This window comes from Aeromonas sp. ASNIH4 (assembly GCF_002934425.1).
GTDB classification, from domain to species: domain Bacteria; phylum Pseudomonadota; class Gammaproteobacteria; order Enterobacterales; family Aeromonadaceae; genus Aeromonas; species Aeromonas hydrophila.
In genome coordinates this window covers 3,769,404-3,792,409 of sequence record NZ_CP026217.1, presented here as the reverse complement: position 1 = coordinate 3,792,409, position 23,006 = coordinate 3,769,404, and the positions used below count along the sequence as shown (strand labels likewise).

At 62.9% G+C, this 23,006-nt stretch carries 19 protein-coding genes; 12 read left to right on the top strand and 7 right to left on the bottom strand.

Annotated features, from left to right (window positions below):
- Positions 1-33: 33 nt before the first annotated feature.
- From C2U40_RS17450 to C2U40_RS17440, 3 genes are all read left to right on the top strand, one after another.
- The gene (locus C2U40_RS17450; RefSeq protein ID WP_181014905.1) at positions 34-675 is read left to right on the top strand and encodes a DUF2057 domain-containing protein; all 642 of its coding nucleotides are present in this window, start codon (positions 34-36) and stop codon (positions 673-675) included.
- 72 nt (positions 676-747) lie between these two features.
- Complete coding sequence (locus tag C2U40_RS17445) at positions 748-1,185, top strand: HIT domain-containing protein (protein WP_103828612.1); 438 nt, start codon at positions 748-750, stop codon at positions 1,183-1,185.
- Positions 1,186-1,283: 98 nt separating this feature from the next.
- The gene (locus C2U40_RS17440; protein ID WP_016349593.1) at positions 1,284-1,982 is read left to right on the top strand and encodes a DUF3334 family protein; all 699 of its coding nucleotides are present in this window, start codon (positions 1,284-1,286) and stop codon (positions 1,980-1,982) included.
- 68 nt (positions 1,983-2,050) lie between these two features.
- Here the strand turns inward: C2U40_RS17440 and C2U40_RS17435 are convergent, their stop codons facing one another.
- A complete protein-coding gene (locus C2U40_RS17435) occupies positions 2,051-3,049 on the bottom strand; it encodes a DUF2860 family protein (protein ID WP_103828611.1) in 999 nt (332 codons plus the stop codon).
- A gap of 207 nt (positions 3,050-3,256) precedes the next feature.
- On the opposite strand from C2U40_RS17435, the gene arcB reads away from it, so the two are divergent.
- The 6 genes from arcB (at position 3,257) to C2U40_RS17405 (ending at position 15,111) form a co-directional block, all read left to right on the top strand.
- Positions 3,257-5,569, top strand: coding sequence for an aerobic respiration two-component sensor histidine kinase ArcB (arcB, locus tag C2U40_RS17430; RefSeq protein WP_016349595.1), 2,313 nt, complete (start codon positions 3,257-3,259; stop codon positions 5,567-5,569).
- Between the two features lie 28 nt (positions 5,570-5,597).
- Positions 5,598-6,953: a dGTPase gene (gene dgt, locus C2U40_RS17425; RefSeq protein WP_103828610.1), complete on the top strand. Its 1,356-nt coding sequence runs from the start codon at positions 5,598-5,600 to the stop codon at positions 6,951-6,953.
- Between the two features lie 321 nt (positions 6,954-7,274).
- Entirely contained in the window at positions 7,275-7,478 is a 204-nt protein-coding gene (locus C2U40_RS17420; RefSeq protein ID WP_011704847.1) for a hypothetical protein, read from the top strand.
- A 148-nt stretch (positions 7,479-7,626) separates the two neighbouring features.
- Complete coding sequence (locus tag C2U40_RS17415; RefSeq protein WP_103828609.1) at positions 7,627-11,904, top strand: ATP-binding protein; 4,278 nt, start codon at positions 7,627-7,629, stop codon at positions 11,902-11,904.
- Complete coding sequence (locus C2U40_RS17410; RefSeq protein ID WP_181014904.1) at positions 11,885-13,096, top strand: EAL domain-containing response regulator; 1,212 nt, start codon at positions 11,885-11,887, stop codon at positions 13,094-13,096. The genes C2U40_RS17415 and C2U40_RS17410 overlap by 20 nt, the downstream gene beginning before the upstream one ends.
- 38 nt (positions 13,097-13,134) lie before the next feature.
- On the top strand, positions 13,135-15,111 hold the full coding sequence (locus C2U40_RS17405; protein WP_104467494.1) for a HAMP domain-containing methyl-accepting chemotaxis protein: 1,977 nt from the start codon (positions 13,135-13,137) through the stop codon (positions 15,109-15,111).
- A 111-nt stretch (positions 15,112-15,222) separates the two neighbouring features.
- On the opposite strand, the gene rfaH is transcribed toward C2U40_RS17405, so the two are convergent.
- The 4 genes from rfaH to metN form a co-directional block, all read right to left on the bottom strand.
- The gene (gene rfaH / locus C2U40_RS17400) at positions 15,223-15,723 is read right to left on the bottom strand and encodes a transcription/translation regulatory transformer protein RfaH (RefSeq protein ID WP_016349600.1); all 501 of its coding nucleotides are present in this window, start codon (positions 15,721-15,723) and stop codon (positions 15,223-15,225) included.
- 96 nt (positions 15,724-15,819) lie between these two features.
- Positions 15,820-16,620, bottom strand: coding sequence for a methionine ABC transporter substrate-binding lipoprotein MetQ (metQ, locus tag C2U40_RS17395; protein WP_011704853.1), 801 nt, complete (start codon positions 16,618-16,620; stop codon positions 15,820-15,822).
- Between the two features lie 25 nt (positions 16,621-16,645).
- Positions 16,646-17,299 carry a methionine ABC transporter permease gene (locus tag C2U40_RS17390; RefSeq protein WP_103828931.1) on the bottom strand — a complete coding sequence of 218 codons (654 nt, stop codon included), beginning with the start codon at positions 17,297-17,299 and terminating at the stop codon, positions 16,646-16,648.
- A complete protein-coding gene (gene metN / locus C2U40_RS17385) occupies positions 17,280-18,323 on the bottom strand; it encodes a methionine ABC transporter ATP-binding protein MetN (protein WP_011704855.1) in 1,044 nt (347 codons plus the stop codon). The genes C2U40_RS17390 and metN overlap by 20 nt, the downstream gene beginning before the upstream one ends.
- Before the next feature lie 232 nt (positions 18,324-18,555).
- On the opposite strand from metN, the gene C2U40_RS26565 reads away from it, so the two are divergent.
- Positions 18,556-18,795: a hypothetical protein gene (locus C2U40_RS26565; RefSeq protein WP_181014939.1), complete on the top strand. Its 240-nt coding sequence runs from the start codon at positions 18,556-18,558 to the stop codon at positions 18,793-18,795.
- Positions 18,795-19,250 (top strand): hypothetical protein, encoded by a 456-nt coding sequence (locus tag C2U40_RS26560; protein ID WP_166463266.1) that lies wholly within the window; start codon positions 18,795-18,797, stop codon positions 19,248-19,250. The genes C2U40_RS26565 and C2U40_RS26560 overlap by 1 nt, the downstream gene beginning before the upstream one ends.
- 94 nt (positions 19,251-19,344) lie before the next feature.
- Here C2U40_RS26560 and ppgK read toward each other — a convergent pair whose 3' ends face one another.
- Together ppgK and queG are read right to left on the bottom strand one after the other, a co-directional pair.
- A complete protein-coding gene (ppgK, locus tag C2U40_RS17375) occupies positions 19,345-20,103 on the bottom strand; it encodes a polyphosphate--glucose phosphotransferase (protein ID WP_103828929.1) in 759 nt (252 codons plus the stop codon).
- A gap of 83 nt (positions 20,104-20,186) precedes the next feature.
- Entirely contained in the window at positions 20,187-21,314 is a 1,128-nt protein-coding gene (queG, locus tag C2U40_RS17370; RefSeq protein ID WP_039214857.1) for a tRNA epoxyqueuosine(34) reductase QueG, read from the bottom strand.
- Between the two features lie 174 nt (positions 21,315-21,488).
- On the opposite strand from queG, the gene C2U40_RS17365 reads away from it, so the two are divergent.
- Positions 21,489-23,000, top strand: coding sequence for an NAD(P)H-hydrate dehydratase (locus C2U40_RS17365; protein WP_103828927.1), 1,512 nt, complete (start codon positions 21,489-21,491; stop codon positions 22,998-23,000).
- Positions 23,001-23,006: the final 6 nt, after the last annotated feature.

Below are 23,006 nucleotides of genomic sequence, written 5' to 3'. Positions count from 1 at the left end.
CGCCCATCAACGCGAACAGGAAGATGAGCAAATATGAAGGGTTATCGGTACGGGCGTGGGGTATCGCTGCTGTGGGCAGCGCTGGGCATGAAGATGGTGCTGGGCAGTGCGGCTTGGGCGGCCGTCGAGGTGACGGTGCCGGCGGATTTCCAGATCCTGGCGGTGAGTGCGGGCACGCTGCACGACGAGCAGCATGCCACCCTGCCGGATGGGGATCAGCAGTTGCTGGTGCGTTATGAAGGGGTTATCCCGAGTCGCAGCAGCAGCGAGAATGACCGCCAGCTGCGCTCTGTGCCGCAGGTGTTGCGTTATCAAGCCAGTCAGCAGCAGGTACGACTGGTCGCCAACTTGCCGAGCGATGAACAGGGCATGGCGCAGTATGCCGAGTCTCCCGTCATGGGGCTGCAGGCCGGTGGCCAGAGCATTGCCAGCCAGCAGGATGCGCTGATCACCAGCGGCATGCTGATAGGGATGGACTGGCGGGCCAAGCTGGGCGAATACAACCAGAGCGGCGGCAAGGCGGCATTGAGCACGGTCGTGCCTGTCACCGCAACCGCCGGTGTGGTTGAACCGGTGGCGGCCAGCGCGTTGGAGGGGCAGTTGCAGCAACTCTTCCTCAAAGCCGACCCCGCGCTTCGCAAGCGCTTTGTCAGCTGGGCCGTGCCGCGACTTTAAGTTTGCGGCCCGTTGCAGTAACGTGGGTGCTCTCATCGTGCATCGCGCCCACCTTACGTCAACGAGGTCTTCATGTTTGAACTGCACAGCCGCCTGCAGGCAGATACCCGCCTGCTCGGCGATCTGCCCCTTTGCCGCGTCCTGCTGGCCAAGGACAGCCAGTATCCCTGGCTCATCCTGGTGCCGAGAGTGGCCAATCTGCGGGAAATTCACCACCTGGCACCGGCGCAGCAACGGCAGCTGATGGAGGAGTCCTGCGCGGTCGCCACCCTGATGGAGCAGGCGCTGCGGCCGGACAAGATCAATGTGGCGGCGCTCGGCAATCTGGTACCCCAGCTGCATCTGCATCATGTCGCCCGTTTCAGTACCGACAAGGCCTGGCCCGGTCCCATCTGGGGGGCTCACCCCTCCGTGCCCTATGAGGAAGCTGCATTGCTGGTAGAGGCGGCCAGCTGGCGCCTCAAGCTGGCCAATCTGGCCGGATTCAGCCCGCTTGGCACTGACAATTGAATCAACTGAGAGGCGGCTCGCTATTTCGAAGCCCAAGCCGCGCTATCTGTTAGAGTTATGGTATAGATAAGCCCATTTTCGATGTTCAGGAAGGTCCCATGATAGTGACAAGAGCCGACAACGATACCGTATTGACCACAGAGGACGTGTTGCTGAGCCTGTGCCATTCGGTCACGGATGTATTGAGTGCGGCAACCCAGAGTCAGGTGCGTTTCTCCGGCATGGTGCAGCGGATCAGCAAGACCTGCCTCAAGCCGGATATCGGCTGCTTCGTGCTGTTTGACGGCGGCTTCTCCGGCCTGGTGGTGATCAACTTCTCCGCCTCCGCCGCCATGGAGCTGTACGAGAGCTACATGCTCAGCATGGGGCTCTCCAAGGAAGATCTCGCCATCTCCCACACCTCGGACGAGGTGAGCAACGTCATGGGCGAGCTGATGAACCAGATCGTCGGCAGCTTCACCGTCAAGGTCGGCCGCGATCTGCAGACCCACATCACCCAGAACCAGCCGAAGATGCTGGCCCTCAACAAGCAGGTGATGCTGAGCGTCGATACCAACCTCGACAGTCCGGAGTCGCGCCGGGTCACCTTCTTCACTGCCCGCAACAACATCTTCTATCTGGAGCTGGCGATGGACAAGACCGAGTTCATCCGCATCCACAACGACGGCATGGATCAGGAGGAGCTGGATCCGGATGCCCTGATCGCCCAGACCAAGCGCGAGGCTGCCCAGCCGGCTCCGGCCGCCGCTCCGGTAGCCAACGATCACGACGATCTGCTCGATTCGCTCGGGATCTGATGGCCGCAGGCCATTGCAAATGGCGAGGCCACCCATGGGGTGGCCTCGTTTGTTGATGCGGGTCGGGTTTAGAAGTTGTAGAGCAGACCCGTGCTGAAACGGGTGGACTGGCTGTCGTAGAAGTTGATGTCCGAGTCGGCGCTGGCATAGGCGGCGGTGACGGTGGCGGCGAGGGCGTTGACGCCAAACAGGTTGTGCCAGAAGAAGGTGCCGTTGATGGCGAATTCGTCGGCATCGGCACGCTGGCCGAAGATGGGGTTCGCCTCGTCATACTTGCGCTTGCCGGTATAGAGGTTGCTGACGAAGGACCACTGGGGGCCGCGCTTGGCATAGGTCAGCTTCAGCCCGGTGTTCTTGAAACTCTCGGCACTGCCGTCAAGGCGGGCCTGCTTGTAGACGATGGCCGGCTCCAGCAGCTGGTTGCCGCCAAAGTGCCACTGGTAGGAGAGCTCCATGTCGTGCATCTTGCCGTTGCGATCCAGCATGTCGGCGTAGTGGGTGCCGTGGCTCTGGTCATACTGCTGGCCGCTGCGCTCCTCATCCATGTCCACCTCCCGGGTGGTCAGGTTGCCGTAGAAGTTGCTGCCCCAGATCTTGTCCCAGGCAAAACGCGCCCCTTTTGATTTCACATCGGTGGAGCTGCGATCCACCCCGGTGGCGAAGGGATCGCTCCACAGCTCGACCGGCATGACGTTGAACACCAGCGAGGTGGCGACTATGCCCTTGTCACCCATCTCCTGGCGCAGGCCGAGCTGCTGGGTGAAGTCGAAGCGCACCGCGTCCTGGATCAGGTTGCCGAGGAAGATCTGGGTACGGGTATCGGCAAAGGTGTAGCGGATATCTGCGTTGAGCAGCGGCGTCAGGCCGCTCTCGCTGTCGGGTGAACCGAGGTCATTGATGCGACTGTGGTTGTCATCGCCGGCATAGAAGTTGGACTTGTAGCTGACGGCGTTGACCCCGCCCAGCAGGAAACCGGACCAGCCGGACTGCTTGGGGATCTCGCCCAGATCGGCGTGGGCGGCATTGGCTGCCAGCAGGCCAAGACTCAGCAGGGTGAGATTACGCATCGATGAGACTCCTGAAATATCAGTTGGTTGAATTGAACGGCCGAACATTATAGCCAGCCAGGCTTAACCCGGGCTGACCGAATTGACTCCGGCATGCTACCCCAGCGGGCGGAGGAGGTTAACCGATAATTTATCGTGCGACGGTACAAGAGTTCGGCGCGCCGTGCTGGTATTCTGTTCGGCGAATATCGGGGAGAAAACAATAAGATGAAACAAATCAAATCCTGGGCGCAATATTACGTCGACCTGATGACCAAGCTGGGACTGGTGCGCTTCAGCATGTTCCTGGCCACCGGCATCATAGTGCTGGCCGTTTCGATCCAGATGGGGGTCACCCTGTTTCTGCGCGGCACCGTGGACATCGTCGACCTGGTGCGCTCGGTCTTCTTCGGCCTGCTGGTCACTCCCTGGGCCGTCTATTTTCTCTCCATCGTGGTGGATCAGCTGGAGGACTCCCGCCAGCGGCTGACTCGCATGGTGCGCAAGCTGCAGGACATGCGCGAGCGGGATCTCGAGCTCAACAGCCAGCTGCAGGAGAACATCAGCCGCCTCAACGCCCAGATCGCCGAGACCAACCGGGCCGAGACCCTGCGCCAGCAGGCCATCGAGGATCTGGAGAACGAGGTATTCCAGCGCGAGAAGGCCCAACTGCATCTGGGGGAGCGCACCGCCCTGCTGCGTTCCTTCATCGACTGCTCCCCCGATCTGGTCTACTACCGCAACGAAGACGAGCAGTTCTCCGGCTGCAATCGCGCCATGGAGGAGCTCACCGGCAAGGTGGAGGCGGAGCTCATCGGCTTGACCCCGTTCGATGTCTACAAGCATGACATCGCCAGCAAGGTGGTGGAGACCGACAAGCAGGTCTTCGCCCAGAACGAGCCGCTCACCTATGAGCAGTGGCTGGAGTACCCCGACGGTCGCAAGGCCTACTTCGAGCTGCGCAAGGTGCCCTTCTTCGATCGCTTCGGCAAGCGGCTCGGCCTGCTCGGTTTTGGCCGCGACATCACCGAGCGCAAGCAGTATCAGGACAAGCTGGAGAAGGCGAGCCGCGACAAGACCACCTTCATCTCCACCATCAGCCACGAACTGCGTACCCCGCTCAACGGCATCGTCGGCTTGAGCCGGATGCTGATGGATACGCCGCTCGATCCCAAGCAGCACCAGCAGCTCAAGACCATTCACCTGAGCGCGGTGACGCTCGGCAACATCTTCAATGACATCATCGATCTCGACAAGCTGGACCGACGCCGGCTGGAAATTGCCCCGACCCCCATCGACCTGCCTGCCTTCCTCGACGAGCTGGAGACGCTGTCGCGCATCCAGGCGGAGCAGAAGGGGCTCTATCTGCATTTCGACCGGGATGGCGACGTGCCGCAGTTCGTGATGGCGGACGGGACCCGGTTGCGCCAGGTGTTGTGGAATCTGGTGGGCAATGCGGTCAAGTTCACCGACGAGGGGGGGGTGACGGTGCGCTGCCTCACCCACCCGGCCGACACACCGGGCAAGCTGGCGCTGCACTTCGAGGTGGAAGATACCGGGGTTGGCATTCCCCGCGCCCAGCAGGAGAAGATCTTCGCCATGTACTATCAGGTGCAGGGCAAGAAGCACGCCACCGGTACCGGCATCGGGCTGGCGGTCTCCCGCCAGCTGGTGCAGGCGATGGGCGGCCAGCTCTACGTGGACAGCGACCCGGGCGAGGGCGCCTGCTTCACCGCCGAGCTGGAGGTGGACTGCGTCGCCGCCCAGACGCCCGCGGCCGAACCCGAGATGCCCTGCCTCGATATCCTGCTGGTGGAGGACGTCGAGCTCAACGTGACCGTGGCCTGCGCCCTGCTCAACAAGCTGGGTCATGAGGTCAAGGTGGCGCGGGATGGCGCCCAGGCGCTGGCCATGGCCAATCCCGACGATTTTGATCTGATCCTGCTGGATATCCAGCTGCCGGACATGACCGGCTTCGATGTGGCGGAGCAACTGCTTGCCCGCTATGGCGACAGCCTGCCGCCCATGGTGGCACTCACCGCCAACGCCACCGGCGATCGCCAGTACTACCGGGATCACGGCATGCAGGATGTGATCAACAAGCCGCTCGGCTCGAAAGCGGTGCGGGAGGTGATTGGCCACCTGTTTGCCGATTTGGCCGAAGATGAGGCGGACGAACAGGCGGATGCGGACAGTCAGGATGCGCTGCTGGATCTGCCTTTCCTCACCGATTATGCCGATACCGTGGGCAAGCAGGTGCTGATCTCCAGCGTCGAGTTGTTCGAGAAGATGATGCCCGACTACATGGCGGTGCTCGACTCCAACATGATTGCCCGGGATCAAGCCGGCGTGGTGGAGGAGGCGCACAAGATAAAAGGGGCCGCCGGCTCCATCGGTCTGCGCCGGCTGCAGCAGCTGGCTCAGCTGATCCAGAGCCCGGATCATCCCGCCTGGTGGGAGAACGTGGAAGACTGGATTGAGTCGCTGCGCCGCGAATGTCCGGGTGACATCGCCCGCTTGAAGCGCTGGCTGCTCTCGTAGATGCGAGCCGCAGGCAAGGAGCCGCAACATGTATAGCCGTTTGATTACCCCCGAGCGCATCCATCGCTGGGGTGACGAAGATCTGCTGGAGGCGACCGAACAGGATCGCGCCCGCATCGTGCAGGCGGCGCCGGTGCGTCGGCTGCAGCAGAAGACCCAGGTCTTTCCGCTCGACGTGAAGGCCTCGGTACGCAGCCGTCTCACCCATTCGCTGGAGGTGCAGGAGACCGGCCGCCAGATCAGCCGCCGCATTCTGGCGACCCTGCCGGCGGGGTCGGTGTGCGAGGGGGCCTTCATCAATCTGGTGGAGATGTCCTGCCTGTTGCACGACGTCGGCAACCCGCCGTTTGGCCACTTTGGCGAGCAGGTGATGAGCCAGTGGCTGGCGCAGGCGCTGGATGGGTTGTTTGCCGAGGCCCTTGGCAGCGCACCCAGCCCGCAGTGGGCAACGCTGCGCCAGGATCTGCTGGTGTTTGACGGCAATGCCCAGAGTCTGCGGCTGGTGCACAGCCTGCACGAGCTGAACCTGACCCTGGGACAGCTGGCGGCGCTGTGCAAGTACCCGCAGCAGCCCCTGCACGGCGGTCAACATCACGGCTGGGCCAGAAAGCGCGGCATCTTCTTCAGCGAACAACCCCTCTACCGCGCCCTCGGTCAGAGCCTGGGGTTGGCACCTGGCTGCCGTCATCCGCTGGTCTACATCATGGAGGCAGCCGACGACATCTCCTACTGCATCGCCGATCTCGAAGATGCGGTGGACCGGCGCATCCTCAGCCTGAGCGAGCTGCAACAGGCGCTGCGGCTGGCCGATGGCGGCGCCTACATGGCCGGCTTGCTGGCGGAGGCGGCCGCCTCGGGCAGGGGCTTCTTCCCCCACTTTCGCCAGCAGCTGACCCGGGATCTGGTGGAACTGGCCGCTCACACCTATGTGAGCGAGCACCCGCAGATCCTGAGCGGCGCCTATCCCCAGGCCCTGCTGCACGGTCAGGCACCGGCGGCGCGGGTGCTCGATACCCTCAAACAAGTAGCTCGCGAGCTGGTGTTCATGCGCCCCGAAGTGGAGGCGCTGGAGCTGGAGGGTTATGCCGCCTTGCGCGGCGTGCTCTCCACCTATGCCTGCCTGTTGGCGCTGCCGGCCGCGCAGTTCGAGCGGCTGCTGGCCGGGCAGGGGGGCAGCGAGCTGTTCTTTGCCCGCCGGCTGTTTCATCGATTGTCGGCCCGTCATCTCAAGGCATACCGGTTGGCGGTGGCTAGTAGGGACCCGCGCTTCAGCGACGGGGCGGAGCAGGAGTGGTACTTCCGGGTGCGACTGCTGCTCGACTACGTGAGCGGCATGACGGATACCTATGCGCTGGAGGAGTTCCGGCTGTTGTCCGGGATCTGAGCCGGAGCGGCATGGGTTTGCCTGTGCCGGATGAGTATTGATAGATGACTCACCTCCCCATATGGGGGGGAGGTTCTTGTATAAAATTCGGTCTTTTTTTAGACTGTGGCAACTTGTTCAACTTTCACTCGGTAAGGAGACGGATATGCAACATTCAATGCTAAACGTTGCGTTCGACCGCTGCATCAGCAGCGCGAAGACTCGTGCTCTTTTTCTACCGCGTGGAGGAAACAGGTAACACCTGCTTTTTCATCACCCGCGGTTGTCCCGCAGGGTGATCTCTTCTCTCCGGGGGAACCGCACGTTCAACTGGAGAATGTCATGTCTATCGAACTGACCCTGCTGCGCACCGTCGAAACCCTGGTCCAGAAACGGATTACCCGGCTGGAGCGTCGTGTCAGCTACCTGCATCTGTCGCCTGCTCTGCTCAAGGACATCGGTCTGGAAGGGCAAAATGTGCAGATCGCCCACATCCGTGAGCGGGAATATCAAACCGGCTTCCGGCTCGGGAACCGAATAACCTGATGATGTGGGGCTTGGCCCCCTTCTTGCTAGAAAACGGCAGGCGTGAGCCTGCCGTTTTTCGTATCCGGACGAGTTCTGTTACGAATTTTTATTCGCACATTTTGCCAAAATCCCTATGATCGCTCTCCAAGCCGCCCAGGAGTTACCCATGCTGCGCCTCTGCTATCGCGCCATTTTGTTGTGCTGGTTTACCTGCTGGAGCCTGGTGGCTGCGGCAGCAACCTCCCTGGACAAGGATCAGCTGGGGCTGGCGGAGCGGCTCTGGCTCGCCTCGCGCAGCGACCTGGTGGTCGGCATGCCGTCGGTGGCCTGGCCGCCCTACATCTATGCCAATAGCCGGGGTGGCTTCAGCGGCCCCCTCGACGATTTTGCCACCCTGATTGCTGGCCGGCTGGGGCTGACCGTGCGCTACAAGACTTACCCCTACTATGCCGGCGCCCAGCAGGCTTTGCTCGATGGCGAGGTGGACATGCTGATCGGGGTGACGCCGAGCCAGTTGCGTCAGCAGAAGATGCGCTTTACCTCGGATCTGATGACCCTGCCGCGCGGCGTACTGTTGGCGCGAGAGGAAGGGGAGCCGACTCTGGCGACGGCGCGCCAACTGCGCTGGGTGTGTGAACATGGCTTCAGCTCCTGTGAAGAGCTGGCGGAGCTCGGCATGACCCAGCTCACCGAGGCGGACAGCAGTGACGAAGCGGTTTTCATGGTGAAGAAGGGGATGGCGGATGCCTATCTCTCCGATCTGCCCTCTCTGGTTCGCCTGCAGCGCCTGCAGCAGCAGGCCGGGCTCAAGGTGATCACCCCGGAGTGGGTGACGGACACCTCGCTGGCCATGGCAGTGGGGCCCGACAACCAGGGGCTGCTCGGTTTGCTGGAGCTGGCCCTCAACGACATTCCGCTGGATGAGCGGCGCCGCATTCTGGAGACTGGCGGAATAGTTGACTACGAGCTGGCCAACGGTCCCCGCCAGATCGTGTTCAACCAGAGCGAACTCGACTGGTTGGCCCTGCATCCGACCCTGCGTTTCGGGGTGGCGCCGGACTGGCCGGCGGTGAGCGAGATCGACGGCAATGGCCAGCTCAAGGGGTTCATCGCCGACATGCTCAAGCTGGTGAGCCTGCGCTCCGGCTTGCAGTTTACCCTGGTGCCCACCAGCAGCTGGGCCGAGACCCAGGCGCTGTTCCAGGCGCGCAAGCTGGACTTCATCCCGGCCATCACCCCGACCGCGGAGCGGCGACAATACTCCCTGTTTACTCCCGACTACGCCTTCATCCACCGGGTGATCGCCGCCAGACAGGGGAGCGAGGAGCTGGACAACCTCAACGAGCTCAAGGGGCGACGGGTGGGGATCGTCGGCGGCTCGGTGGAGGAGCTGGTACTCAACGAGGTGGGGGCCCATCCGGTGACGGTGAGCAGCGATACCAAGCTGTTGCCGCTGCTGGACGGGCACCAGGTCGACTACGTGCTGATGAGCATGACCACCCTGGAGCAGGCGCTGCAAAAGGGGTTCAACAATCGCTATCAGGTGGTGTTCTCCGGCAACGAGCTGCGGGTGCCGGTCGCCATGGCGGTGCACCAGCAGGACCCCATGCTGCAGCAGATCCTCACCAAGGTGCTGCTCTCCATCCGCCCGGAGGAGATGACCAAGCTGGAGCACAAGTGGCTGGCTCTGACCATCCAGACCGGCATCAACCCTGCCACAGTGGCGCTCTGGTCCGCGGTCGGCGTGGGCGCTTTCCTGCTCTGCGTGCTGCTGTTCATGGGCTGGAACCGGACCCTGCGCCGCCAGATAGTGCAGCGCAAGCTGGCCGAGCACAAGTTAAGCGAGCAGCTGACCTTCGTGCAGACCCTGCTCAACTCGCTGCCCAACATGGTGGTGCTGCGGGATCGCGAGCAGCGTATAACCCTCTGCAACCAGGCCTATCGGGATGCCTTCATCGGTAATCTGACCCAGGATGATGGTGACGATCTGGACCGCATGCCAGCCAGAGAGCGGGAGCGGGTGCTGCGCGAAGAGTTGGGGGTATGGCAAAGCGGTGAGCAGCTGGAAGGGGCGGGCAACAGCCGCCGTCAGGATGACGCCATGTTCCACGTCATCTACACCAAGCGTCCCTATCGCTCGCCAAAGGGCGACATGCTGGGGGTACTGACGGTGCTGACCGACGTGACCCGCATCAAGGAGGCCGAGGCGCGGGCCCGCAAGGCGGAGACCCGGCTCACCCAGATCACCGACAGTATGCCGGGCATCGTCTATCAGTACCTCTGGCTCGGCCCCGGCAAGGGGCGCTTCCTCTATGCCTCGCAGGGGGCGAGCGAGATCCTGGGCGCCAGCCGGCAGGAGATATTGTCGGCCGAGTCGGGCGGCGAGGTGTTCGGCTTTACCGAAGAGGCATTGCAGGATTTCGTCAGCAAGGTGGCCAATCATGCCGAGACCCTGGCCCCGCTCGATCTGGAAGTGCGGGTGGAGCGGCCAGAGGGGGCCCGCTATCTGCAGGTGCGCGGCAGTTTCGTGCCGCAGGAGGAGGGGCACCTGATCCTCAACGGGGTGATCCAGGACATCACGGCCCTCAAGCACCAGGAGCACGACCTGAGGGAGGCGCGCGCCTATGCCGAGCAGGCGATGCAGGTGCGCAGCCGCTTCCTGGCCACCATGAGCCATGAGCTGAGGACCCCCATCTCCGGCATGCACGGCATGCTGGAGCTGCTGCAGATGAGCGAGCTGAACGACGACCAGCGCTACCTGCTGCGCAACGTGGTGACCTCCACCAACAACCTGCTCTATCTGGTCAACGACGTGCTCGATTTCTCCAAGATAGAGGCGGGTCAGCTGCAGTTGCACTATCAGGATTGCCGCCTCGCCTCCGTGATCTGCGACGTGATCCGCGGTCACGCTACCCTGGCCCATGGCAAGGGGCTCAAGGTGACGCTGGGGTGGGCGCCGGAGGTGCCGGATCAGGCCCGCATCGATGCGGTGCGGGTGGGGCAGGTGCTCTCCAACCTGCTCAACAATGCGGTCAAGTTTACCGAGCGGGGCGAGATCCGTATCCAGGTCAGCTTTGAGAAGGAGCGGCTCTCCATCGCGGTCAGCGACACCGGCATCGGCATTGCCGAGGACAAGCAGGATCGCCTGTTTACCCCGTTCGAGCAGGTGGAGTCCGACATAACCCGACGCTTCGGTGGCACCGGGCTCGGCCTTGCCATCTGCCACCAGCTGGCCCAGAAAATGGGGGGCTCGCTGGTGCTCGAGAGCAAGCCGGGACACGGTACCCGGCTCACCTTCGACTTCCCGCTGGCGGCGTGTCAGTGGGATGCCCCGCCGCTGGCAGGCCACGATTGGTGGCTGTTTGGCGAGGATGCGGCCCTGCAGAGCGCGATGCAGCGGCTGGGAGCCAGGCTGCATCGTCTGGATCCACAGCAGTGGCAGCAGCCGGTGAGTGGTTTGTTATTAGCAGAGGAGAGCTGGCTCGAGCAGGCCCTTGGCAGCGAGTGGCTGACACATTTGCAGCGCTCGGCCCTCAAGGGCATAGTGCTCTCCCCGCAGGAGGCCCTGCGCGGCCGCATGGGGTCGGGTGCCTGGTGGCGGCTGGGGCAGTCGCCGCTCTATCCTGATCTGCTGCTGGAGACCTGTCACCAGCTGCTGGGAGAGGCGGCGACCAGCCCGGTCGAAGCCAATGCCCCCAAATTGCAGGGACGGGTGCTGGTGGCCGACGATCACCCCATCAACCGTGCGCTGCTGGCTCGCCAGCTGGCGATCCTCGGGGTGGATGCCGAGGTGGTGGATGACGGTGACAAGGCCTTGCGTACCTGGCAGGGGCAGGCATTCGCCCTGCTGCTGACCGACTGCCACATGCCGGTGATGGATGGCTACAGTCTGACCCGGGCCCTGCGGGCACAGGGGGAGTCGGCTCCCGTCATCGGGGTGACGGCCGATACATCCGAAGAGGCCAGCCTGCAGATGCAGGAAGCCGGCATGAACGACATGCTGTTCAAACCCTATACCCTGGAGACGCTGCATCAGATGCTGATGCGCTGGTTGCCGGTGAGCCCTCAGACCCAGGAGCCGGACCAGCCCGCTCCGCCAGCCAGCGAGCAGGGAGAGTGCTGGATCTCGCTGTTTGGCGATGAGGCGGTGGCGCGCAGCATGGCGCGGGAGTATCTCGATTCCAATCGTCAGGACGGCGATGACATGATGCAGGCACTGGCCAGGCAGGACACCTATGCCCTGGTGGAGACGGCGCACCGCATCAAGGGGGCTGCCCGCATGGTGGGGCAGCAGGCTCTGGCGGAGGAGGCGGCCCGGCTCGAAGCGGCGGCCCGCCTCAAGCAGCTGGACGAACTTACCGAGTTGAGTCAGACGGTACTGGCGCTGATGAACTCTATTACATGCGAAATTGGATTATGGCTCGATGAACAAGACACAGCATGAGTTGGTGATCATGGTGGTGGAAGACCACGCGTTCCAGCGCAAGGCGTTGATGCACCAGATCCGCGGGCTCGGTTACGGCTCTCTGCTGGAGGCGCAGGACGGGGTGGAGGCGCTGGCCATGTGTCAGCGTCATCAGGTCGACATCCTGTTTTGCGATCTGCGCATGCCGGGCATGGATGGCATGGCGCTGCTGCGTCGCCTCTCGCTGGGCGGTTTTCGCGGCGGCATCATCCTCTCCAGCGCGCTGGAGGATGACGTGGTCGAGGCCGTGCTGCGCATGAGTGCCGCCTATGGTCTGCAGGTGCTGGGGCGCATCGAGAAGCCTTCCAGCCAGCAGCAGATCAGCCAGCTCATCGGCGCCTGGCGCCCGCAGCAGGAGCGAACTCAGGAGGAGGACGGCCACCGCCTGACCCTGGACGAGCTGAGCCTGGCGCTGGAGCAGGATCAGCTGCTGCCCTGGTATCAGCCCAAGGTGAACTTCGGCTCCGGCCAGTGGGTCGGCATGGAGGCGCTGGCGCGCTGGCAGCACCCGGAGTACGGTCTCATCTCGCCGGCCCGCTTCATTCCGCTGGCGGAACACAACGGTCTCATCGATCAGCTGACCGAGGTGATCATCAGCAAGTCGCTGCGCGATGGCCATCTGTGGGAGCAGACCGGGCTCTCCCTCAATCTGTCGATGAACCTCTCGACCACCTCCCTCATCGAGGGGGATCTGTGCAATACCCTGATCAACCAGTGCCAGCGCTGGAGCATCAACCCCGAGCTCATCACCCTGGAGGTGACCGAGAGCTCGTTCGTGAAGGATCTGGGCAAGTCGCTGGAGGTGCTGACCCGCCTGCGCATGCACGGCTTCGGCCTCTCCATCGACGACTTCGGTACCGGCTACTCCTCCATGCAGCAGCTGGCCCTGCTGCCCTTCACCGAGCTCAAGCTGGATCGCTCTTTCGTCGATCGCTGCTTTGAGGACCCCTCCCGCTTGGCCATAATAGAGTCAAGCATCGAGCTGGCCCGCAAACTGGGGCTCAAGTCCGTCGCCGAAGGGGTGGAGGATGAACTCACCTGGCGGCTGCTGGCGCGGCTGGGGTGCGACGTGTGCCAGGGCTTCTTCTCGGCCCGGCCCATGCCGCGCGAGGAGTTGCTGGGATGGCATGACTCCTGGCGTGAACGGCTACCGGCGCTGCTCGGGGAGTGAATGTCGGGCAGGATGCCCGCAACGAAACAAGGATGTTCATGAAAATTTCAAGCAAGTTGCTGCTCAGCTTCTGTTTTATCAATCTGCTGGTGATCCTCTCTTCCAGCCTTGTCTACCACCAGCTCGGTCGCATCGGACAGGCCGGCAGCGCCCTGCTGGAGCAGGCTCTACCCGCTCTGCAACGGGATGAGGCCAGCCAGAAGGCGCTGGTGGCGACCATCTCCTCCCTGCGGGCCTATCTCATCCTGGGCAAGGATCCGGCGCAGGCTGCCCGCCTCAAACAGGAGTGGGAGGGGGCCTGGCAGGTGATCGAGCATCAGCAGTTCACCGACGAGCTGGCCCGCTCGCTCAAGGCCTTCAAGACCAGCCAGCAGAAGGTGTGGGACATCGCCCATACCGACGAGAACCTGCCCGCTCATACCCTGATGCTGCAGGAGGCCGGGCCGCTGGCGGAGTCGGCCCTCGATCAACTGCAGTCCTTTGCCAACGAAGAGGTGGCCACCCCGCAGGATCAGCTGCCCGGCGATCGCCGCCTGCTGCTCAAGCAGGTGGGGGATGCTTACAACGGTCTCTCCAATGCGCTCTCCGCCCTGCGCGACTTCCTCATCTCCGGCGATCCGGACTATCGCACCAAATACCAGGATTATTACCAGTTCCACCAGCAACGGGTGGCCGAGCTGAAGCAGCAGGAGGCCAATTTTACCGAGGCACAGAAGGGGATCTGGTTGCTGTTTGAGGAGATGTCGGCTCCCTTCGCTGAACTGGTAGGGCAGGTGATCAGCAAACGGCAGGCACCCGACTGGGATCAGGCCAACCATCTGATGGCGACCGAGATTGAACCGGCTCTCGGCCAGCTGGCGACCCAGCTGGCCGGCCAGGTGACCCAGACCCGCGCCGAGGTTGAAAGCATGGGTCAGAAGATGACCAGCGCCGGTCAGGCCATCAATCGCACCCTGCTGCTGGCCACCCTGACCGTGATCGTGCTGGGCACCCTGGTGGCACTGCTGTTCAGTCGCCGTTTGACCCGGGACATTGCCAGCCTGGTGCTGCGGGCCGATCTGGTGGCCAACGGCCGGCTGCCGGCCCGCCCCCTGCCGGTACAGAGCCAGGACGAGCTGGGTGGGCTGACGGGCTCCATCAACCAGATGTCCGGCCAACTGCGTCAGCTGGTGGGGGAGATCCAGGGGGCGGTGGGGCAGGTGGACGGGGCCTGTGGCGAGGTGGGCAGCACCACCCGCGCCATCGTCACCGATCTGGCCAGCCAGAATCAGCGGGTCGATACGGTGGCGGCGGCCATCGAGCAGATGTCGGTCAGTACCCGGGATGTGGCGGGCAATATTGCCGAAGCGGCGCGGGCCGCTCAGCAGGCCGAGCAGCAGACTCGCCAGGGCGGCCACGAGCTGGCCCGCATGACTGCCACCATGCAGCAGATCGCCGCCATGATTGCCGAGGCGAACGAGGCGATGGGCCAGCTCAGCAGCCAGAGCGAGCAGGTGGGACGCGTCACCGAGGTGATCGCCACCATCGCCGAGCAGACCAATCTGCTGGCGCTCAATGCTGCCATCGAGGCGGCACGGGCTGGCGAGCAGGGGCGCGGATTTGCCGTGGTGGCCGACGAAGTGCGGCTGCTGGCGAGCCGCACCAGCCAGTCCACCGAGGAGATCAGCCAGACCATCGCCAGCATCCAGCAGCAGACCCGCCAGACCGTCAACACGGTCGGTAGCGGCACCCGCTTGGTGGAGGAGGGGCGCGGCGCCGTCGACTCGGTGACTGGCACCCTGAATGCCATGTTGCAGCTGGTGCAGGATCTGTCGGGCCAGCTGGGGACCATCGCCACCGCGACCGAACAGCAGTCACGGGTGGCCCAGGAGGTGGCGGGAACGGTGGAGGAGATCGCCGGGCTGAGCCGGCAGTCGAGCCAGCGCAGCCAGCAGGGGGAGGAGATAGTGGCCCGGCTGGCGCAGGATACCGGCCGCTTGACGGCGGTGATCAGCCGCTTCGAGCTGGATGCCTGAGGCGGACAAGGGCCATGAAAACGGGGCAGGCCGCTTGGGCCTGCCCCGTTTTTTTTTTGCCTCGCTGGCGCAAGAGATGGTTGCTTTGGGCTGCCGTGGTTTATGACCGGGTCAGTCCAGTCGGCGGAAGGACTGATTGTCGAAGCTGCTGCTGGTCTCCTGGTTGAGCAGGCTCACCAGCAGGATCGCCCGCTTGTCGCCGTCCGGCTCCAGATAGATGGCCTCGAAGCCGGCCAGCGGACCGGATTCTATCAGCACCTTGTCGCCCTGGGTCGGCAGGCTGGCGTAGCTGGCGCGCGCCTCGTCGCTGTCGTCCCGACTCATCAGCTGATAGACCAGCTGGCTGCTGATGGAGGTCCACTCCCGACCGAAGTGGATGATGCGGCTGATGCCGCGGGTCGACTTCAGGGTGACCGGGGTGACCTCTTCCAGATCCACATAGATGAACAGGTAGTTGGGGAACATGGGCTCCCGCACCGGGACACGCTTGCCCCGCCGCAGTTTTTCAATTTCCACCATGGGGTAGTAGGACTCGATCCCCTGGGCTTCGAGATGGGCGCGGGCGCGGGCCTCTTCTTTTGGCTTGCAGTAGGCCAGATACCATTTTTTCATGTGCTGAATATGTTCGTGTTGCCGTGCTCGCCGATATGATAACGGCAGCAAAAAAAAAGGCCACGCATTGCGTGGCCTTTTTTGCCGAGTGAGTGATTACCAACCTTTCACCAGGCCGCCCTTGAACAGTTCCAGCCCTTTCTTGTAGACGTCGTCGGTCTGGAAAGCCTGTACGAACTGTTTGACCTTCTCGTCGTCCTTGTTGTTGTCGCGGGCGACGATCAGGTTGACGTAGGGGGACTCTTTATCCTCAACAAACAGACCGTTCTCGGTCGGGGTCAGGCCAATCTGACCGGCGAAGGTGTTGTTGATGATGGCCAAGTCCACGTCTTCCAGCGAGCGCGGCAGCTGGGCAGCTTCCAGCTCGACGATCTTGAAGTTGCGCGGGTTGCTGGCGATGTCCAGTACGGTCGCTTCCAGACCGGCACCCTCTTTGAGCTTCAGCAGGCCTTGCTTCTCCAGCAGGATCAGGGAGCGGCCCAGGTTGGTCGGATCGTTCGGCACCGCGATCTGGGCGCCATCTTTCAGCTCGCTCAGCGCCTTGATCTTCTTGGAGTAACCGGCGATCGGGTAGACGAAGGTGTTGCCGACCGGCACCAGCTTGAAGCCGCGATCACGGATCTGGGCATCCAGATAGGGCTTGTGCTGGAAGGCGTTGACGTCGATGCTGCCATCGTTCAGCGCCACGTTCGGGGTGACGTAGTCGGAGAAGTTGACCACCTCGACGGTCAGGCCGTATTTCTCCTTGGCCACTTTGGCGGCCACTTCAACCAGTTCGGTCTCGGGGCCGGCGATGGCGCCTACTTTCAGGGTCTTGTTCTCTTCTTTTTGACCGCAACCGGCCAGTACCAGAGTGGCCAGCAGGGCTGCCGCAACGGATTTGATGCCAAATTTCATAAAACCTCCTGTCAGAAATCGACGATTAACGATGATCACATTTGTTGACCAGGCGCTCACCCGCGCTCTGGATGAGTTGAACCAGTACGACCAGAATAGCTACGGTAACCCACATGATGACGGGATCATAACGTTGATAACCATAGCGAATTGCAACATCTCCTAACCCGCCCCCACCAATGACACCGGCCATAGCGGAGAAGTTTACCAAGGTTACAAGGGTGATGGTGACGCTGTTGAGGATGCCGGGCAGGGCCTCGGGCAGCAGTACCTTGGTTGTAATTTGCAGGGGCTTGGCGCCCATCGCTTTGGCTGCTTCCAGCAGGCCATCCGGGACCTCTATCAGGGCTCCTTCCACCAGGCGGGCGATAAAGGGAACTGCGCCGATAGTTAGCGGTACGATTACGGCGATGGTACCGATACTGGTGCCAGTAATTAATCTGGTCAGCGGAGTGATTGCTACCAGCAGGATGATAAAGGGAGCTGAGCGTCCCATGTTGACTATGAACCCTAGTGTGTTGTTGAGTCGTGGGCTAGCCAAGGTCTGTCCCGCTTTGGTCACATAAAGTGCAATTCCGAGTGGCAGACCGAGTAAATAACCGAACAGGGCGGAGGCAAACACCATGATGAGGGTGTCGCCCAGGGCCGTGAACAGCAGATTAATCATGGCTTCGGACATAACCCATTACCTCCAGCTGAATATGGTTGTCGATGAGGAACTGCTGGGTCGCCTCGCACTGGGCTTCATCCCCGAACAGCTCGGCCAGCAGGAAACCGAACTTGACGCCCCCGGCGTATTCGATGTCGGCGCTCAGGATGCTGATGTCGATGTTGAAACGGCGGCTCGCCTCGGAGATGAGCGGCGTGTCGACCGTGCTGCCGGTAAAGCCGAGCTTCACCAGCGGATAGCTGCCGGGTACCCGCTCCGCACTCATCCGATCCTGATATTCCTGAGGCACTTCCAGGTGGATGGTGGAGTGGATGAAATCCCGCGCCAGCTGGGTCTTGGCATTGCTGAAGAACCAGGCCACTTCGCCCTGTTCGATCAGCCGGCCGTCGCTGATGATGGCCACTTCGTCACAGATCCCCTTCACCACGTCCATCTCGTGGGTGATGAGCAGGATGGTGAGCCCCAGCTTGACGTTGATCTCCTTGAGCAGGGTCAGGATCGAGCGGGTGGTCTGCGGGTCGAGGGCCGAGGTGGCCTCGTCGCACAGCAGTACCTTGGGGGCCGGCGCCAGCGCCCGGGCGATGGCGACCCGCTGTTTCTGGCCGCCGGAGAGCTCGGACGGATAGGCGTGGGCGCGGGCTTCCAGCCCGACCAGTGCCAGCAGCTCTTCGACCCGTTGCTGGATCCTCTCTTTGCTCCAGCCCGCCAGCTCCAGCGGGAAGGCGATGTTGGCGGACACAGTGCGGGAGGCGAGCAGGTTGAAGTGCTGGAAAATCATCCCGATCTGGCGGCGTGCCTGGGTCAGGTCACGCTCGCTCAGGGCGACCAGATCCTGGCCGTCGACGATGACTTGACCTTCCGTCGGGCGCTCCAGCAGGTTGACGCAGCGGATGAGGGTGCTCTTGCCGGCACCGGAGGCGCCGATCACCCCGAAAATTTTGCCTTGTGGCACATGCAGGCTCACGTCACGCAGGGCGTGCACGGCATCACTGCCTTTACCGTAGACTTTGTTGAGACCGATCAACTTAATCATGGATTCTTCCGTGCTAACAGCCTTAAAGCACAGGGCGCTACAGGCGGGTGAATTGGGCAGAGGTTTCACTGGGTTGCTCTGCCATCATGGAGGATGATGCTAAGATGTCTGGATGGCCGTGTCAACGCGTGTTTATACATCTAGACGTCTAAAAAAGTGCTAAGGATTCCCGCCTGCCGACTAACGCCGACGGTGATCTCGCTCACATCAATATTGTATTTGGTGGTATGGCATGATTGCCGAATATCACATGGTAAATATCCGCTTACAACCTCCTTTATTAGCCGTCAACCGGATTCACCTGCTCATCCTTTTATTGCCTCCGGGCCGGCACAAATCATTCCACTTTGTATCGATCGCTGCTTTCTTGGCCACTGGCTTGATGCAGCACAACAAGGGCCGCGCTTTGGCTTGGATTGCAATTGCCTGTTTTTTATACTTAAAGGGCACGATATACAGGAGGGCAACCTGATGCGATTTCAACAAATCAAAGACTTGCTGCTCTATCTGGAGCAGGTACATCACCAGCTTGGGCTCGGTTACGGGCGCCTCATGGCACAGGTGGATGGCGAGCGCAGCCGGCTGCTGCTGGCCTATCTGCAGCAGCGCGAGGAGGCGGCAAAGAGCCAGCTGGATGACTACCTGAATGAACTTGGCGAAGGGGTGAAGGAGACCTGGCTGGAACGAGGCTTCAGCGAGGATCTGCTGCCCGGGATCCGGCGCCTGAGCCTGCCCGCCACGGCCCAGACCCAGGACATAGTGCAGCTGGTGTGCCGCCAGGAGGAGAAGCTCATCGGCGAGCTCAGCCATCTGGCCCGGGAGTGTCCGACCGAGGAGACGGTGCGGCTGCTCGGCGGCCTGGCCGAGCAGGAACAGACCCGCCTGACCCGGCTGGTGCACGGCGCCCATCGCCTCGACGACTTATAGGAAATAGCCGGCCGGGCGACAAGTAGGGTGAAAATGGGTGGTGAAAACAAGAGGCCCGGCAATGCCGGGCCTCTGCTGTTTGTTCACGACGGCGTCATGCCGACTGGCGGGCGGCGGTGAGCTCGGCAGCGTGCAGGGCTGCGCCTATGATGCCGGCCTGATTGAGGTTGGCGGCCGCCACCAGCGGGGCCCGGGTCTCAATCTTGTCGATGAACTTGTCGAGCTTGGCGGCGCTGCCGCCACCCAGGATGAAGAGGTCGGGGGAGAACAGAAACTCGAGGCGGGCCAGGTACTTGTTGAAGCGCTTGCCCCAGCGGCTCCAGGAGAGATCCTCGCGTTTGCGCACCGCGTCCGAGCAGTAGTGCTCCGCCACCATCCCTTCCAGCATCAGATGACCCAGCTCGGTGTTGGGCAGCAGCTGACCGTTGACGAACACGGCGGTGCCGATGCCGGTGCCGACCGTGACGAGGATGATGACACCCTTGCTGCGATCCTTGCCGGTCCCGAAGCGCATCTCGGCCAGGCCGGCCGCATCGGCGTCGTTGAGCACGTGGCAGGGCTGGCCGGTCACGTCGGCGAACAGGTGAGCGACGTCGGTCTCAATCCAGCTCTTGTCGATGTTGGCCGCGCTCTTGGCGATGCCGTTGTGGATGGTGGCGGGAAAGCCGCAGCCCACCGGGCCTTTCCAGTCGAAGTGTTCCACCAGCGCCTTGAGGGTATGAGCCACGGCGGCCGGGGTGGCCGGTTGCGGCGTCACCAGTCGGTGACGTTCACCAATCAGCTCGCCCGTTGCGGTGTCGACCAGGCATCCCTTGATCCCCGAGCCACCGATATCCACTCCCAACATCTGCATCAGCTTGTTCCTTTTATAGTGCCGACGATCGACCGTCGGCAGAGCATGAAAAAATGACTTCGATCCGGCAAGGGGCAGATCGTCTATGCGTGATCCGGCAGACCTTTTTCGATGCAGCGGATCAGCAAGCGCGTCTTTTTGTTGTCATCCTGCTGGCGTTTGGCCAGCGTTGCCAGCGCCCATTCGATATGCTCGGCCACCATGGGTTCGGCTGCTGCCAGCGCCTGCTGCAGGGCCGCCATGACCTGCGGGCTGGCCGGGCCGTTGCCAAGGGCCACCGCCAGGTTGCGGCGCCAGCGCTGATAGCCGATGCGGCGGATGGGGCTGCCTTCGGTGTGCTTGAGAAACTCGCTCTCGCTCCAGCCCCACAAGGTCAACAGCGGCGGGCGATGCAGATTGGGGCGCGGGCTGAAGTCGGGCTCCGGGCTGGCGTTGGCATAGCGGTTCCAGGGGCAGATGAGCTGGCAGTCGTCACAGCCATAGATGCGATTGCCCATCAGCGGCCGAAATTCTTCGGGAATGGGGCCGTCGTTCTCGATGGTGAGATAGGAGATGCAGCGGCGGCCGTCCACCACGTAGGGGGCGATGATGGCGCCGGTGGGGCAGATGTTGATGCAGGCCACGCACTTGCCGCACTGTTCTTTCTCCACCGGGGCATCCAGTGGCAGCGGCAGGCTGAGCAGCAGCTCCCCCAGAAAAAAGAAGGAGCCCGCCGACTCGTTGAGCAGCAGCGAGTGCTTGCCTACCCAGCCGAGGCCCGCCTTGGCCGCCAGCGGCCGCTCCAGAATGGGGGCCGAGTCGACGAAGGGGCGCCAGCCCAGCGCCTCGCAGCGCTGCTCGATGCGCTCCCCCAGCTGCTTGAGCCGGTTGCGCAGCAGCTTGTGGTAGTCGCGACCGAGGGCATAGCGGCTGATGTAGCCAAGGGTGGGGTCGCGCAGGGTGGCTGCGAAGCCCGCCTCGAACGGCAGATAGTTCATCCGCACCGACAGCACCCGCAAGGTGCCTGGCAGCAGTTCGTGGGGGCGGGCCCGCATCATGCCGTGGCGCGCCATGTAATCCATGCTGCCGTGATGGCCCGCATCGAGCCAGGCCTGCAGTCTGGGCTCCTCAAGGGTGAGATCCGTGTCGGTGATACCGGCCTGGTCGAATCCTAGCTCGCTCGCCCAGAGCTTGATATCTTGGGCCAGTTGATGGAGTTCGGTGGTGGTCATGGGGCCGTCTGCCTGCCCGGGTGCTGACCGGGATGGAGGTGTACTGTCATGCTGTATCGCATCTCTGGGGTCTTGTTGCCAAGGTTGACCGACGGGCATGGCGGTTGCCGTCATACTGCATCATGTGCCCGGTGCCAGCTGGCCCGGATGAATGGATGAGAGTCAGGAGCCGTCATGGTACAGATCATCGGGGATGCTATCAGCGGGAAAGAGGTGCGCAGTTTACCACAATCACTGTGGCGGGCTGAACAGATCCGTGCCCTGGAGCGGGAGTGGGCCGAGCGCGAGGGGCTGGCACTCTACACCCTGATGGAGCGGGCCGGGGCGGCACTGCGCACCTACGCCACCCACCATTGGCCGCACAGCCGATGCTGGTGGATCTTCACCGGCCCCGGCAACAACGGCGGCGACGGCTATGTATTGGCTCGCCTTGCGAGGCAGTTGGGGCTGGAGCCCCAGGTGATAGCGCTGAGGGAGCCCGCCGAGCTGACGGGAGACGCCAGGCGGGCCGCCGACGAGTGGCTGGCGACGGGGGGCACAGTGGTGGCGGCCGAAGCGGGCGAGCTCGACCAGCTGCCGGCGCCGGACCTGGTGGTCGACGCACTGCTCGGCACCGGTGTCCATACCCGGCTGTCACCGCTTATGACAAAGATCGTCGCAACAATCAATGGCTTGCAGGTGCCTGTGCTATCGGTGGATCTCCCCTCCGGCCTCAATGCCGACACCGGCTGCGCCATGGGAGCCGTGGTGCGTGCCAGCCGCACTCTCACCTTCATCGGTATCAAGCAGGGCCTGCTCACCGCCGACGGGGTGGACTGCGTCGGTCGGCTCGACTGCGACCCCCTCGGCGTCAGCGTCCCGCCCGGGTGGCAGGCTGCTGCTGAGCGCATCGATTATCCCTCCCTGCACCCCCGACTGACCCCACGCCAGCGCTCGTCCCACAAGGGCTCCCACGGCAAGGTGCTGCTGGTGGGGGGCAATGCGGGGATGCAGGGGGCCATCGTATTGGCTGCTCGTGCCTGCCTGCGGGCTGGTGCCGGTCTGGTGCGGGTGTGCCAGCATCCTGACCAGCTGCCCGCCAGCTTCTACCAGGCCGAATTGATGGGCAGTCAGGACGGAGACGAGGAGCGCTGGGCTTCGGTGCGGGTGGTGGGACCCGGTCTGGGGCAGGATGAGTGGGGTCGGCGCCATTTTGAGTCATTTGTTAACGAGCAGGTGCCACTGGTATTGGATGCCGATGGATTGAATTGGCTGGCGCAATGTCCTCGTCATCAGGATAATTGGGTGCTCACGCCCCATCCGGGCGAGGCAGCCCGCCTGCTGGGCTGCACCATTGCCGAGATTGCCGCGGATCGTTTTGCCGCGGTGCAGCGTCTGCAGCAGCGTTTCGGCGGTGTGGTGCTGCTCAAGGGGGCGGGGACGCTGATCCACGATGGCAAGGGGATGGCGCTCTGCGACGAGGGCAATCCCGGCATGGCCAGTGGCGGCATGGGCGACCTGTTATCTGGTATAATCGCCGCCCTTTTGGCCCAGGGCTGGTCTGCCGCCGAGGCAACCCGACTGGGCGCCGTGATCCACGGGGAAGCGGCCGATCTGGCCGCTGCAGACGGAGAGCGGGGCATGCTGGCATCGGACCTGCTGCCCTTTATCCGTCGACTGGTAAATCCCGACACCGTAACAAGCTAAAGAAGA